This is a genomic window from Pseudonocardia sp. DSM 110487, from assembly GCF_019468565.1.
GTDB lineage: Bacteria > Actinomycetota > Actinomycetes > Mycobacteriales > Pseudonocardiaceae > Pseudonocardia.
Window position 1 is genome coordinate 7948771 of the sequence record NZ_CP080521.1, and the last position, 13938, is coordinate 7962708.

General features: G+C 68.3%; 9 protein-coding genes and 1 pseudogene. 1 reads left to right on the forward strand and 9 read right to left on the reverse strand.

Going from position 1 to position 13938, the window contains the following annotated elements; all coding sequences use genetic code 11:
• Nucleotides 1-8 precede the first annotated feature (8 nt).
• Genes K1T35_RS37205 through K1T35_RS37220 form a run of 4 tightly spaced genes read right to left on the reverse strand, consistent with a single transcriptional unit; the run spans nt 9 to nt 5455 of the window.
• Nucleotides 9-2324 (reverse strand): glycoside hydrolase N-terminal domain-containing protein, encoded by a 2316-nt coding sequence (locus K1T35_RS37205; RefSeq protein ID WP_220256402.1) that lies wholly within the window; start codon nt 2322-2324, stop codon nt 9-11.
• Entirely contained in the window at nt 2321-3229 is a 909-nt protein-coding gene (locus K1T35_RS37210; protein WP_255621145.1) for a carbohydrate ABC transporter permease, read from the reverse strand. The genes K1T35_RS37205 and K1T35_RS37210 overlap by 4 nt, the downstream gene beginning before the upstream one ends.
• On the reverse strand, nt 3229-4179 hold the full coding sequence (locus K1T35_RS37215) for a carbohydrate ABC transporter permease (protein ID WP_255621146.1): 951 nt from the start codon (nt 4177-4179) through the stop codon (nt 3229-3231). Before K1T35_RS37215 ends, K1T35_RS37210 begins: the two co-directional genes overlap by 1 nt.
• A 1-nt stretch (nt 4180) precedes the next feature.
• Complete coding sequence (locus tag K1T35_RS37220) at nt 4181-5455, reverse strand: ABC transporter substrate-binding protein (RefSeq protein WP_220256403.1); 1275 nt, start codon at nt 5453-5455, stop codon at nt 4181-4183.
• 168 nt (nt 5456-5623) lie between these two features.
• Between K1T35_RS37220 and K1T35_RS37225 the strand changes: the two genes are divergently transcribed.
• Nucleotides 5624-7156, forward strand: coding sequence for an alpha-N-arabinofuranosidase (locus K1T35_RS37225; RefSeq protein ID WP_220256404.1), 1533 nt, complete (start codon nt 5624-5626; stop codon nt 7154-7156).
• A 58-nt stretch (nt 7157-7214) separates the two neighbouring features.
• On the opposite strand, the gene K1T35_RS37230 is transcribed toward K1T35_RS37225, so the two are convergent.
• From K1T35_RS37230 to K1T35_RS37260, 5 genes and pseudogenes are all read right to left on the reverse strand, one after another.
• The gene (locus K1T35_RS37230) at nt 7215-8216 is read right to left on the reverse strand and encodes a LacI family DNA-binding transcriptional regulator (RefSeq protein ID WP_220256405.1); all 1002 of its coding nucleotides are present in this window, start codon (nt 8214-8216) and stop codon (nt 7215-7217) included.
• Between the two features lie 173 nt (nt 8217-8389).
• On the reverse strand, nt 8390-8674 hold the full coding sequence (locus tag K1T35_RS37235; protein WP_220256406.1) for a hypothetical protein: 285 nt from the start codon (nt 8672-8674) through the stop codon (nt 8390-8392).
• A gap of 1305 nt (nt 8675-9979) precedes the next feature.
• Nucleotides 9980-11041 (reverse strand): hypothetical protein, encoded by a 1062-nt coding sequence (locus K1T35_RS37240; protein ID WP_220256407.1) that lies wholly within the window; start codon nt 11039-11041, stop codon nt 9980-9982.
• Between the two features lie 315 nt (nt 11042-11356).
• Nucleotides 11357-12152: pseudogene (locus K1T35_RS49445) on the reverse strand (transposase); the annotation flags it as partial.
• A gap of 110 nt (nt 12153-12262) precedes the next feature.
• Complete coding sequence (locus tag K1T35_RS37260; RefSeq protein ID WP_220256411.1) at nt 12263-13873, reverse strand: MDR family MFS transporter; 1611 nt, start codon at nt 13871-13873, stop codon at nt 12263-12265.
• Nucleotides 13874-13938 lie beyond the last annotated feature (65 nt).

Below are 13938 nucleotides of genomic sequence, written 5' to 3' on the forward strand. Positions count from 1 at the left end.
CATCGTTTTCAAATAGGGAGCGGTGCATGCATACCCGTGTTGTCGGCCGCCAGCGCGAACTCGACGCGAACCGGCTCACCGGCCGCCACCAGCACCGGCTCGCCACGGCGAAACGGCCCGCGCGCCCGCGCGCACCGCACCGAGACCGTCACGTCGGCGTGGGATCGCAGGAGGGCACGCACGGTCGATCGCTCCAGGTCCCAGGCCAGCTCGGCGACCGTGACCCCGTTCCGGCAGCGAACCCCGCTGATCCGCCCGCGCGCCCAGCTCCGGGGTAGCGCGGGGAGCAGCTCGACGACCCCGGGGCGGGAGTCGACCAAGGCCTCCATGATCACCGCCGGGATCGCGTGCACCGCGTCGGCGTTGTAGATCTCCAGCCCGGGGTTGTGCGACGTCATCAGCGACCGGAACACCATGTCGTTGCCGAGGATCTTGCCCAGGTTCGCCTCGACGAGAGCGGCGTCCTTCAGCCGGGCCGCGCACAGGGCCCGGTGCAGGCTACCGTGCGCCGAGAGGTTCTCGTCGCCGCGCAGCACGAGCGCGCGGCGCGCGGCCGCGGCCAGCTCGGGTGTGTCGTCCGGGGTGATCTCGTGAAGGGGCCAGACCGGGTAGAGGTGGCTGACGTGCCGGTGGTCGTCCGGGGTCACCAGGCCGGGCCACGCCCACTCGGCGAGCGCACCGCGCGAGTCCACGACGTAGGGCGGCAACTGCTTCAGCAGGGTCTGCCAGCGCGCAACGGCTTCCCTTTCGATGCCGAGCCGGGTGCACGCCTCGGCAGCCGCCGACAGCGCGTGGCGGGCGGCCGCGATGTCCATCGTGGCGTTCACGGCGGCCACCCCGGCGCGGCCGGCCGGGCCGACCTCCGGCGAGTAGGAGGGGACGAGCACCATGGAGCCGTGCTCGTCCTCGCGCGCCAGGAAGTCCTCGAAGAACAGCGCCACCTCCACCAGCCACGGCGCCAGCGGATCGGCGAGGAACTCGTCGTCGCCGGTGACCTGCCAATGCTCGAGGAGGGGGAACAGCAGCCAGTCGGCGCCCGCCACCCACATCGCCCACGGCCATTCGGCGTTCAGGTGGAACAGGCGTCCGTGCTCGCCGTCGGTGCGGCTCGGGGCGAGCACCCCGCGCGCCCCGAACACGGCCATGGCGTTGTCCCGCCAGTCGTCGATCTGGTCGGCGATCAACGCCCCCAGGCTCTCCACCGCCTCGGGGAGCGCGCCGATGCCGGCGCCGGCCAGCTGCAGGTTCACGTTCGCGTCGGTGGTGAAGTCCCCCGACCACGCCGCGCCCCACTCCCCCAGCCACAGCCCGGTGAGCCGCGGCGGCAGCACCCCTGACGAGCTGATCAGCAGGTAGCGACCGGCGTGGAACATGGCCTCGAGCAGCGCGGGGGTCGGTGCATCGGCCCGGCGCTGTGCCGTGAGCAGCTCCGCAACCGACTGCGCGCGCTCGTCCGCGGCCACTCCGAGATCGAGCTCCACACGTTCGTACATGGGGGCGTGCACGGCCGTGTGGCGGCGCAGCAGCATCGAGTAGTCGGCGGGGAGCGCCTCCAACCGCTGCCGCAACGGCTCCTCGTCGACCGGCCCGTCCGCCCGGTCGAGCACCGTCAGCAGCAGGAGCCGCGATGCTCCGCGCACCACCGCGGATGCGCCCTCGACGCGGACCGGCCCGTCGACCGCGACGAGCCGGGTGACGCCGACGAACCCGTACGCCCCGAGACCGGGCGGGTAGGTACCCCGGATGGCGAGCAGCACCTCCCGCGCGTCGCCTGCCTCGGCCACGCAGGAGTACCCGACGTCGGCGGGCCGCCCGGGCAGATCGCCCGAGAGCCGCACCGCAAGATCGAGGGCGGGCCCGGCCAGCTCGTACACCAGCACCCGATCGGCGCGCGACACGAATCCGCGGCTGCGCCACCCCCCGCCTGCGTCCGTCCAGGCGGCGCTCACCTCGCCGGTGCGGAAGTCGGTGTCCCGTCGGTAGTCGCGCGCCGGAGGCGGGTTCGCGCGATCGATCTCGATCACGAAGCCGGGGTGGAAGGGCTGGGTCCACGCCAGCCGCCTGCCGTCGGAGAACGTGCGCTGCGCCGCCTTGGCCTCACCCGCGAGCACGAGGTCCCGCACCTCGTCGAGCCGATGGGCGACCGTGGGCGGCCCCATGTGGCGGGTCCCGTTGGGCAGCACGAACCGGTGGTGATTGACGATCATCCGCTCGGCGGCGGGATCACCGAATGCGATCAGGCCGCACTCCCCGTTCCCGGAGAGGAAGCCGTCCTCCCACCGCGCCGCGGGCGCGGTGTCGTGGATGCCGTGCCGCGGGCTCACCCCTTGAACGCTCCGTCCAGGATGCCGGCCACCATCCGGCGGCCGACCAGCACGAACAGCACGAGGAGCGGCAGCGTGGCGAGGAACGATCCCGACATGGCGAGCCCGAGGTCCACCGTGTAGCTGTTCTGCAGGGCCTTGATGGCGATCTGGGCCGTGAAGCGCTCCGGCGACTTGAGCACGATGAACGGCCAGAGGAAGTCGTTCCAGGCCGTCACGAACCCGAACAGGCCGAGCACGAACGCCGCGGGCCGCACGATCGGGAACGCGATCCGCCAGAAGATCTGCCAGGTGCTCGCCCCGTCGATCCGGGCTGCCTGCATCAGCTCGTCGCTGATGGTCGCCGCGATGTGCTGGCGCATCCAGAAGATCCCGAACGCGCTGGCGAGGCCCGGCACCGTCACCGCCTGCAGCGTGTCGACCCAGCCCAACCAAGAGATGATCATGTACTGCGGGATGATCGCGAGCTGCGTCGGCACCGTCATCGTGAGCACCACGATCAGGAACAGCACGCCCGAGCCGCGGAACCGCAGCTTGGCGAAGGCGAACCCGGCGAGCGCGCAGAGCAACACCTGACCGACGCCGATCGTCGTGGCGATGACCAGGCTGTTGAGGATCGACTGCAGGAACGGCACCGTCTCCAGGACGAGGCCTGCGAGCTGGAAGAAGTTCCCGCCGGGCACGATCTCCGGCGGCATCCGCGTCGCGGTGGCCGAGTCGGTCGAGGCGACGATGAACATCCAGTACAGCGGGAACAACGAGCCGAACGCGGCGACGCCCACCAGCAGGTAGCTCCACCACCGCACCCGGCCGAGACGGCCTCCCGACCGGGCGCGCCGCCCCCCGGACGGCGCGCCCGTCATCGTCGTGCCGATCGCCCCGCCCGCCGTCGTGTCGATCAGCATCAGTTCCCCCTGATCCGGCTGGACAGCGCGTAGTTGACGGCGGCGACCAGAATGATCATCACGAACAGCGCCACTCCGATCGCGGCGCCGTAGCCGAACTCGTACTTGCCGAAGCCCTGCTCGTAGAGGAACAGCGTGAGCGTCTGGCACTGTCGCACCGGGCCGCAGGTGAGGTTCGTCGTGCGGGCGACCAGCAGGGGTTCGGTGAAGATCTGCAGCCCGCCGATCGTCGACGTGACGACGGTGAAGATGATCACCGGCCGCAGCGACGGGACCGTGATGTGGCGGAACTGGTGCCATCCGCCCGCGCCGTCGATCGACGCCGCCTCGTAGATGTCGCGCGGGATCGCCTGCAGCGACGCGAGGTACAGCAGGGCCGTGTAGCCGAACCACCGCCACGCGACCATCACGGCGATCATGACGTGACTGCCCCACACGGACTGGATGAAGTCGATCGACCCGATCCCGACCAGCCCGAGCAGCCAGTTCAGCAGGCCGTAGTCGCGGTCGAACATCTGCGCGAAGACGATCGCGGTGGCCGCCACCGACGTGATGTAGGGCACCAGGATCGACATGCGGAAGAACAGCGCGAAGCGCAGCCGGGCGTGATTGAGGACGTGGGCCAGCACCAGCGCGACCAACAACTGCGGGACGGTCGAGAGCGCCCAGATGCTGATCGTGTTCCCGGTCGCGTTCCAGAACCGCGGGTCGGCGAGCATCCGCGTGAAGTTGTCGACCCCGATGAACGTCTGGTCGCCGATCGGGTTCCACTCGAACAGCGCGATGTAGAACGTGAACAGGAACGGGACCAGCCCGAACACCCCGAAGAGCAGGAAGAACGGGGCGATGTACGCGTAGGGCGCGACGCGTTCCCGGAACGGGAGCGCGTATCCGGTGGCGCCGGACGGCGACCGGGCCGGCACCAGCCGCGTCGGCAGGGTCGCGGTCACGTCACGCGCCGATGGCCGTGCGGATGTTGCGCACGGCGTCGTCCCATGCGGTGGCCGGATCGCCGGAACCCTGTTCGACGTTCACGAGGGCGTTGAGGAACTCCTGGCCGATCGTGGCGGTGTCCGGCCCCATGTGGAACGGCTTCAGCCCCAGCAGCGCCTGCGTGTAGATCTCACCCGTCGGCGCCCCGGAGTAGAACGCGTCGCGCTTGTCCTTGAGCCGCTGGTCGGTGTAGACGGCGGGCGTGGTCGGGAGAGCACCGACGTCGAGGAAGTGCTCGAGCTGGCGCTCCGGCGACTGCATCTCCTTGATGTAGGCCCACGCGGCCTCCGGGTTCTGGGCGCGAGCCGGGATGGCCAGGTAGCTGCCGCCCCAGTTCCCCGCCCCGCCGGGGATCGTCGCGACGTCCCACTTCCCCGCGGTGTCGGGCGCGTATCTGCGGATCTGGTCCAGCAGCCACGCGGGCGCCGAGACGACCGCGAAGTCACCGCGGGGCAGGGCGGCGTTCCAGCCGTCGGACCCGAACGAGATCCTGGCCGAGATGTCCGCGTCGATCGCCTTCAGCGCCAGGTCGAACGCCGCCTTGACCTCGGGGTTCCGGTCGTAGATCGGGTTGCCCGCGTCGTCGTAGTACTTCTGGGAGACCTGGTTGACGGCCTGGTAGAACACGCTGGTCGGGATGTTGTCGACGAACGGCTTCCCGGTCGCTGCCGTGTACCGCTTCCCGGTCTCGATGAACGCGTCCCACGTCGACCACATCTTCGAGACCGACTCGCGGTCGGCGGGCAGGCCCGCCGCGGCGAACAGATCCGCGCGGTAGGCGACGGCCAAGCCACCGACGTCAGTGGGGATCCCGATGGTCTGGCCACCGTCGGCGACGGCCTGCTCCATCACCCAGTCCAGGTAGTCGCCCTTGATCTGGTCGGCGCCGTACTCGCGCAGGTCGTGGAAGTTCTGCGGCTGCTGCACGAACTTGGGCATGTCATCGCCCTGGATCAGCACCAGGTCGGGCACCTTGCCACCGGCGAGTGCCGTGGTCAGCGCCTGCGCGGTCTCCGTGGTGCTCCCGACCTCGGTCAGCTTGACCTGGATGTCGGGATGGGCGCGCATGTAGTCGTCGACATCTGACTTCTGGTCGATCCCGCTGAACGACCAGAACTCGAACGACTTCCCGTCCCCGCCACCCCCGGACACGGAGCCCGGCGAGCACGCACTGATCACCAGGAGCGCGGCCGCTGCGAGCATCGCGAGCGGCGGGCTGGTGCGGAGTTTCACGGCGGTGCGCCTCCTGCTTTCGAAAGTTTCTGTCGCTACGACGACGGATGCGGGCGATCAGCGGTCCCGTCGGAGTAACGGCGGTCACGGTATAACGTGAAACTTCGCCTGGGAAGCCTCCTCTCGTCGAGATCTCGGGCCGAAACTTTCGACGCCGGAAGGACTCCCATGCCCACGTCCAGTGCTCGCGCTGTCGTCGATCTCGACGTCACGGGTCCCACGATCAGCAAGCACCTCTACGGCCACTTCGCCGAGCACCTCGGTCGCTGCGTCTACGGCGGGTTCTGGGTCGGCGAGGAATCACCGATCCCGAACGAGGGCGGCCTGCGACTGGACGTCGTCGAGGCCCTGCGCGCGCTGGACGTGCCCAACCTTCGCTGGCCGGGCGGCTGCTTCGCCGACGCCTACCACTGGCGGGACGGCGTGGGCCCGAAGCAGGAGCGACCGGTCATGGTCAACACGCTGTGGGGCGACGTCGAGGAGAACAACCACTTCGGCACCCACGAGTTCATGGCGCTGTGCGAGCTGCTCGGCGCCGATCCCTACGTCAACGGCAACGTCGGCTCCGGCACGGTCCAGGAGATGAGCGAGTGGGTCGAGTACCTCACCCGCGACGGCGACTCACCCATGGTCCGGCTGCGCAAGGCCAACGGTCGCGACGAGCCGTGGAAGGTCCCGTTCTGGGGCATCGGCAACGAGGCGTGGGGCTGCGGCGGGCACATGCGCGCCGACACGTACGCCGAGCTCGCGAGCCGGTACGCGACGTTCCTGCACAACCACGACGGCAACGAGCTGCACCGGATCGCCGCAGGCGCCGCCGACGACGACCTCGCCTGGACCGAGGCGTTGATGAAGGTCGTCAGCTGCCTCGGCTGCACGAGCCGGCCCCGCGGCGTCTTCCAGGCGATCTCGTTCCACTTCTACTCGTTCGCAGGCGACGGGATCTCGAAGAGCTCGGCCACCGAGTTCACCGACGAGCAGTACTACCGGACCATGGTCAAGGCCGCCGACATCGACCGCGTCATCGCCGCACACAGCGCGGTGATGGACGCATACGACCCCCAGCGCCACGTCGGGCTGGTCTGCGACGAGTGGGGCACGTGGTGGGAGGCTGAACCGGGCACCAACCCGCGCTTCCTGCACCAGCAGAACACGATGCGCGACGCGCTGGTCGCGAGCCTGCACTTCGACATCTTCCACAAGCACGCCGCCCGGCTGCGCATGGCGAACATCGCCCAGACCGTCAACGTGCTGCAGGCGATGATCCTCACCGACGACAGCGACGACGCCGGCGGGATCGTGCTCACCCCGACCTACCACGTCTTCGAGATGAACAAGGGACACCAGGACGCCGCCGCCGTGCCGGTGCACCTGATCGAGAGGCCCGACCGGGTGGCGGTCGGCGACGACGGGCTCGACCCGCTCTCGGTCTCGGCCAGCACGAAGGACGGCAAGGCGCTGGTCTCGATCAGCAACCTCGCGCTCGACACCGACACAGCCCTGCGCCTGGACCTGCGCGGCCGGGAGATCGCGGCCACGCGCGCACGGATCCTCACGGCCGACAAGCCGCAGAGCCACAACACGACGACCGCGCCGGACGCCGTGGCGCCGACGGAGTTCGCGGTCACGCTCCGGTCCGGGGAGCTCAGCATGGTGCTCCCGCCGCACTCGTTCGCCACCGTCGAGCTGGAACTGGCCTGACCCCGCTCACCGCGTGCCCCGTGCGGTGCCGACGGCCCCGGCACCGCGCGGGCGCCCGTCATGCTCTGCGGGTGGACTCCCGCTCCACGAGCCGCGCCTCTGGCATGACCACCCGGGCCGGGACGGAGGCGGGGCGCGATGCGATCCGCTCGACCAGCAGCGCACAGATCGTGTCCGCCATCTCGGCGTTCCCCGGCTCGACGGTCGTCAGCGACGGAACGGTGAACCTGCCGTCCTCGAGGTCGTCGAACCCGATCACCTGAACGTCCTCCGGCACCCGCCTACCGGCCTCGGCCAGTGCACGCAGCGCACCGATCGCGGCCGAGTCGGTCAGGGCGAAGACCGCGTCGAACAGCACCCCCCGACCGACCAGTCCCCGTACCGCCGCGTAGCCGTCTCGGACGCCGAACCCGCAGGAAACGATCAGCTCGTCGCGGACCGCCGTGCCCGCGGCCTCGTGTGCGTTCCGGTAGCCGCGCGTCCGCAGCCCCTGCATGGTCTCCTCCGCGACGGAGACGCCGCCGAGCAACGCGATCCCCCGCGCGCCAGTGCGGATCAAGAGCTCGGTGGCCTGCCGCGCACCCCCGACGTTGTCCATGAGCACGTGGTCGAACCGGGCGGGGACCGCACGCTCACCGATCAGCACGACCGGTGTATCGACGCTGAGGCGATCGAGATCGGCCACGTCACCGGCCACGACGCTGAGCACGAAGCCGTCGTAGCCGCTCAGCCGCGCCGCCGTCAGCGCGTCGAGCTCGGCCGACCGGCTCCCGCCCGTCCGCTCCACCGCCAGCCGCAACCCGTGATCCGCGAACCGATCTGCCAGCAGGTCCGCGAGCTCGCCGTAGTACCCCGGCGCGAAGCCGGGCACCGCCAACCCCACCGCCCCGGTACGTCCCATCCGCAGGTTCCGGGCCGTCACGTTGACCTGGTAACCGAGCTCGGCGATCGTCGCGAGCACCCGCCGCTTGGTCGGCTCGCTCACGCGCTGCGAGCGCCCGTTGATCACGTTGGACACCGTCATGGTCGACACACCGGCCCGGCGAGCGACGTCGGTCATCGTGACCCCGCCGCGCCGGCGGCCTTCGACCTCGCCCAACCTGCACCGTCCCACCCACGCCTGCGCCGGAGACACTACGCATCTCCCCGGCCGGCGAGGAACGCCCGTTCGGGACGACCGTCCGACACGGCGACGCTAGCGCTCCCCGCCGGAAGCACTGGCGGTCGGATCCCTTAGTTCGTCGGGGGTCGTGCGGCGGTCGCGTGCGTGATGCCTGCTCTGCAGGGCCAGGCGGTTGAGCAGCGCGCGGAGCTCGGTCCGGCTGAAGGTCCCAGTCGAACGGTGTCGCGCCCTGTTGTAGCGATCTTGGGAGGCCAGGACTGGTCGGCCAGGGCATCGAGATTGGCGAAATCGACCGCGCTGATGGCCTTGCGTTGCGGTACCGAGAAGTAGATCTCAACCTGGTTGAGCCAGGACGCGTGGATCGGCAGGTCCGCCAGCGCGTCGCGGTGGGCCACGGCCCGTCAGCGTGACCACGCCGATGATCCGCAGTATCGGTTGCTCATGGCTGTGGCGACAACCATGAGCAACCGATACTCGCGATCTTCCCGTGCATGATCCGAAGTTGCGGGTGCTCATGGTCGTGCGGGCAGCCATGAGCAACCGATACTTCGGATCATGCCGCAGCCGGTCGGGCGGCTGAGCGGTCGGGGTGCTGCAGGGCGCAATCGTGTCGATCCATCGGGCCACGCCTGGTCAGTTACCTGCCGGTGGGCGCGCCGTTCCCGGCCCGGGTCGCCCGGCGCCCGCCTCGTGATCCGGGCTTCGCGCGTGTTCCCGCCGGTTCGCCTCGGCCCTTCACCTTCTGGGGGTGGCTGGGTTGGGTGCACCACCGTCTCCTGGGGTTGCGTGGGCGGCTGTCCCCGACGCTGGGGCACGCCCGCTTCGACGAGACTGTCGCTGCCGGGTGCCACGTGACTGGCTGTGGTCCCGACCCTCCACACCCCAGCCCCTCCCCTGGATGATCACGGGCAGACCACCCCAGGGACAGTGCCCACGCACAGGTCCAAGATCAGCAGGACCGGGACACCAGCCGCAGGGGTGCAGCTCGGGTCCCGATCCCGCTGATCACACCCCAGATTCCAGGGGCGGCCAGGGGTGACAGCGGGACCACAGCCGGTCGCGTGGCACGCAACTGCGGTGGTCTCGTCGAGGACGGGCGTGCCCCCGCGTCGGGGACGGCCGCCCGAGCAACCACATGATTCGGTAGTGCACCCACCCGGCCACCCTCGCAAGGCGAAGAGTAGAGGTGAACCGGTGAGAGCACGCCGGCGGCCGAGGGCTCGTGGGTGAGGCCGGGGCTATCCGGGGCCGGGTACGGCGCGCCCACGAACGCCTCCGGCGCCCTGACGCACCCCGGGGGTGCGTTCCGCGGTTCCAACACGCGAACGCCGCACATCTGCTACATCTGACGTCCCCGTGTCTGATCACCTTCTGCCACCATCGGTGTTGCCTTATGGGCCCGTCTGCCCCTACCTAAGGGGGTTCGCATGACGGGTTCCGTCATCGCCCCGACCGTCCCGGGCGCAGGGATGCGCAGAGAAACGCGTGTCGCATGACATTGCGGATCGACACCTCGTTCTTTCGTCTCTTATGCCGACAATCAAGATGCCCAATGGCGCATTGCCAATTATGAGATGGTCCGCAATCCAGGGCTGCAGTCTCTCATTCTCGCGTCTAGCCTCGGCAGTTTCGGGTTCGACCCCTGCTCGCCTCTCTGACCAAACGACCCCAGCGTTGCACATGAATTGCGACATGCTGATTTAGCCGAGAAGGGCGGGCAAGGTGAGCGACGTCTGCGAGTTTTGATTGCTTATTCCGTCACCCAATGCGCCGCAGCGGAGCGAGAAGTTGGAATGGCACTGCTCGGCCCAGGCTTTGAGCATAGCGCACCGCTCGTCCATCATGACGGCGAGGAAATGGTCAGACTTATCCTTCTTGCTCGCCGCCGCCTCCTGCAATTGGGCGAGCGTCACGACGCGAGGGCCTTCAATGAATTCCTTATAGCTGCACTCCTCTAGGTGAGGAACTATGGTGTCGATTAGCTTCCCAATGCAGCCCTTGACGCTATCACTCGGGTCTTCATGCCAGATTCCAAATAGCCTAACTGCCAACGAGCGGAGTGCATTCTCATTGGGTGGGCTCGTTGTTGTCATTCTGATTAGGGCATCCACCAGGAGGAGCTTTGTCTTTTGTCCGACATGCGGGAGCCACCGCCCATCGACCGCGCTCGGCCAATGCAGCGACTGGCACGCATCAAGTCGCTTCGCGTTTCGGCAAAGCAGCTCAGCTGCAACGAGCGGCGCGTTCTTCTCGCCACTCCTGAGTGCGGCGTCGATAGTTAGGATCGCCGTTTCGTTGGAAACTCGTGCGGGTGTAGCCACCGACATGTTGCGCCCGCTTCGGTCGCCGTGCAGGGCGCCCATGTCGTCCCAAAGATCCACGAGCAACGCAACCGCTAGTTCGCATTGGCCGAGCTTGCTCAGGGCCAGCAATCCTGATGCCATTGTTGCAGGCGTTGTCGGACGATCGCCTGTTTGAGCGAGTAGAGAGCCGGCTTGCATCGCCGCCTCAAGCATGAGCCTGTCGTTTTCCTGCTCCCTTTCTTTCTCGAGTCGATGCTCGGCAATCCGCTTCAGGAAGAGTCCTATGAGCGTCACGATTCCAGAAACTACAATTCCGAAGAATGCCAGGATGGCGGCAAGGCGCTCGGTCTCCATCTCGAGGCCGGCAAGAGGTCCAAGTATTAGTACAACTATTGTCACGAGTACGGCAGTTGTGACCGTCCCGACGCCAACTATCCATCTGTTGTCACTCGACGCCATCGTGTCCTCCTCAGCCCGGCGCCACGAGGCTCGGAGACCACGGGACAAGTGTTACCCACGATCGTTAGTCGCAGGAGGTCTAGAGCACTAGATGTGCCAGCAAGCGGCGAACCGGGCCGCCGACGGATCAAGTGATCATCGCAGCGGTGACCTGATCATGGTGCCAGAGCCTGCTCGAAGCATTCGGTTGGCGTCCGCCAGCCGAGGCCGTCGCGGGGCCGGTCGATCAGTCGATCTTGGATGGCGCGTAGGTCGTCGGTCGTGTGGATCGAGAGGTCGGTGCGTTTGGGGAAGTACTGGCGCAGCAGGCCGCGTGTCGGGCAGGTTGAACCCGACCGAGTAGGACAGCCGCTGCCCGCGCCGATCCACTCCAGCAGCTCGTGGGTGCACCCGGCCGAGTCGATCCGGATCAGGATCTTGCGTCCCGGGCGGGTGGCCGGGCAGCTGGCGCAGCGCCTCACGGATGACGGTGATGTGGTCGGCGGCGGTGTTGGAGCCGGCGTTGACTGGGCGCAGCAGCACCGACAGCGGCTCGCCGGTCCCGGCGTCGTTACCAGTGCCGCCGTGGTCGACGAACGCCCACAGCGGATGATGCCCGAACCCCTTCTTGAACGTCGGGCTGCGCCTTCCTTGTCGCTGTGAGCGGGTGACCAGCGTGGCGTCGACATCGACAGTCAGGGGGTTACCGGCGTCGATGCGGCGGTCCGGGGCGTGCCCGCCAGCCGGCTCCCAGGCTCGGGCCCGCCGCCGCCCGGGCGGTGTTGATCGCGCGCAACGCCGCGTCCGGGTCATTGGCGAGCCGGTCGATCGCCCGGGACACCGTCCGATCCGAGGCCACCGGGCCGAACAGGCCGGGTTCGGCGCGCAGCACGGCGATGTCGACCAGGCAGTCCCCGCCCAGCGCGAGTGTCACCGCGAGATCGAGCACGATCTTTGCTGGATCGTGGCGCGCGTTCTAGTGCCGCCAGCCCGCCAGCGCTTCCGATAGCTGCTTGTCGAGCCCGACGGTGCGGATGGCCTCGGTCAGCAACAGCCCACCGGCCTGCGACACCACATTCCAGCCGGCCGTGCCCACGCCGGGACAGGGGTAGAACCCACTACGCTTGCTCACCTGGAAGATGCTCCTGAACTCGCACGGACATGGCCCTCGACGAGCCACATCCAGGGGCACCTTTCAGCCGTTCAACACACCCCACGGGCCGATCCCGTGAAAGCCCCGGGCTAGTGGACGGCGATGTTCCCGGAACCTGCGGCGGGGCGCCCGGCCGGCAGGAGGAACGCCAACACGGCTCCGGCGAACGCGATGCTTCCGGCGACGACGAACACGGTGCTGTAGGCATGCGCCTGGACGTTGGCCTGCACCTGTTGATACAGCTGGTACAGCTCGAGCTGTCCTTGCTCGCCGTATGCCGCGACGCCCGAGTTGGCGTTGGCGCCACTGCCCGCCATCAGCCCTGACCGGTCCTGCAGGAGCTGGTCGCGGTCGTGCGTCGACGCGACGGTGAACAGGGCCAGCCCGATCGAGCTGGCCAGCCGCTGGACCAGCGTGTTCATGGCGCTCCCCATGTCGGAGTACCGACCGGGAAGCGCGGAGACCCCGCCGGTCATCGCCGGCATCAATGCCAGTCCCATGCCGGCCGACATCACGCACATCCCGAGGATCAAGGAACTGCGCGGGATGTCGGGGGTGATCCGGGAGAGCAGCATCATCCCGGTGCCGACGAGCAGCAGCCCGACGACCGCCGGCCCGCGCGCTCCCAGCCTGTCGTACAGCTGACCGCCCACCGCCATGGCAAAAGCCATCACCACTGCCTGCGGCAGCAAGTCCAGGCCGGCGTTCAGCGCGTTCAACCCCTGGACGTTCTGCAGGAACACCGGTATGTACAGCATCACCACGAACATCCCGACCATCATCGCGACGATCAGCAGCAGGGAGACGACGAACGTCCGGGTCCGGAACATCCGCAGGTCCAGCAGCGGATGCTCGACCGAGAGCTCGATCACGACGAACAGCGCCAGCAGGATGGCCCCGAGGAGGAACAGCATGACGATCGGGTAGCTGTTCCATTCCCAGTCGTCGCCCTCCTCGATCGCCAACAACAGGGCCACCAGGGCGCCCCCGATGCAGAGGAAGCCCGGCAGATCGAAGGGCTTGTTCCGCTCGGCGGCGAAGCTCGTCAGCACGAAGATGCCCGCGATCGTGCCCAGGATGCCGACCGGCACGTTGATGAAGAAGATCGTGCGCCAGCTGAAGTGTTCGACGAGGTAACCGCCCAGCGCCGGGCCGATGGCGGGCGCGACCGCGACGCCCACCCCGTACACGCCCATCGCCGCGCCGATCTTCTCCTTCGGCACGATGCGGTAGAGGATGGTCAGGCAGGTCACCGGAATGATCCCACCGGGGATGGCCTGCAGCACCCGGAATCCGATCAGACTGCCCAGGTCACCGGCCAGGCCACACAACACCGAGCCCACGGTGAACAGCACCAGCGACCAGATGTAGACGCGCTTGAGCCCGAACCGCGCACCCACCCATGCGCTGATCGGCACCACCACGCCCTCGCTCAGGCTGTACGCGGTGCTGATCCACTGCATGTCCTCGGTACTGGTGCCGAAGTCCTTGGACATCGACGCCATCGCCACGTTGACGATGCTGATGTCCAGGATCGACATGAACATCCCGGCGACCAGCACCGCCAGGGGTAGGCCCCAGCCCTTCGACGCCGGCGGTTGCGGCTCGGGCGCCGCAGACCGGACGCGATCAGCGGCGGGCTGCGGGCTCTTCGTGACGACCCGGGGGGCCTCGCGCGCGGTCGCGGGCATGGACTCCATGGACCCGAAGTCTCGGATAAGAGACTATGAGTTCGCAACAAGGAACTGGATTGTCTCTTGTAATG